2 pseudogenes are annotated in these 926 nt (G+C 41.7%); one reads left to right on the top strand and one right to left on the bottom strand.

The features are described 5' to 3' along the window. Positions 1-211, top strand: a pseudogene (locus tag BACCOP_RS19405) (IS4 family transposase); the annotation flags it as partial. A gap of 36 nt (positions 212-247) precedes the next feature. Here BACCOP_RS19405 and BACCOP_RS20865 read toward each other — a convergent pair. Beyond that, positions 248-893 (bottom strand): annotated as a pseudogene (locus BACCOP_RS20865) (hypothetical protein); the annotation flags it as partial. Positions 894-926: the final 33 nt, after the last annotated feature.

Below are 926 nucleotides of genomic sequence, written 5' to 3'. Positions count from 1 at the left end.
CCGTATTCAGATAAGTGTGGCTATTATCACTTATTGTTTGGTAGCTATTATCCAACATGATTTGCACTTAAGCCGTTCGACCTATGAGGTCCTACAGATTTTGAGCATTTCATTAACGGATAAAACACCTTTACAAGAGTTGTTCAATAAGACTAATTTCAATGATGTCAAAGAGCAATTAAATCCCCTTTTCCCGGGGTTGTTTGATTAATATTTAATTCGTCCCGATTTTAACGGGACACTAATGATAAACCCTCAATCCGTATAGCTTTCCTTTGTTCACCTCGTATTCCTTGCACCGGGTCAAATCCAGATTGGCAAAGTCAATCCTGCCGTCAAACCACTTGGGATGACCACGTTTTCCTGTTTTCTTTTCCAATGTCGGATAGTACAGGACAACATCATTCCTAAAGCGGCTGATAACATGGAAACTGTTCTCACACATAGGCGTTACGAAAGTTTCCTTGGAAAAGAATGCGTCTGCAACCACCGTTTTGGATATGCTTTGCAGCTTGTCTTTTCTGCTGATAAGATAGCAGCTGTACCAGTCAACAAGGTTCTTGTCCATATTATCCAAGGTCTTACAATCCGGTGTCTGAATGGAACCTAAAGTCATGCATTCATGGTTGTCGATGTCAATGATACCGATGCCCATGATTTCCAATCCTCGCTTGTACTCTCCTGCACAACCGGACCAGAAGTAACCTATCCAAGGTGTCTTCTTGCCTGATTTGGGAATATGGAAAGGTCGATGGCAATGGCTTTTCTTTTGCCTGTGAGATGCTTGCTGATGATAGATCCGTTGAACGCAAACCAGTCGAAAGTTTCATGCTCAAAAGGTTACGATAAGTCTGTTCTGAGAAACAGCCATATCTGCCCAATTGAAGGAAATTTTATACGATCCCGGAATGGGCCATGGATTAATT

The sequence above is a fragment of the Phocaeicola coprocola DSM 17136 genome, assembly GCF_000154845.1.
GTDB lineage: Bacteria > Bacteroidota > Bacteroidia > Bacteroidales > Bacteroidaceae > Phocaeicola > Phocaeicola coprocola.
This window is presented reverse-complemented; position numbering and strand designations above follow the sequence as displayed.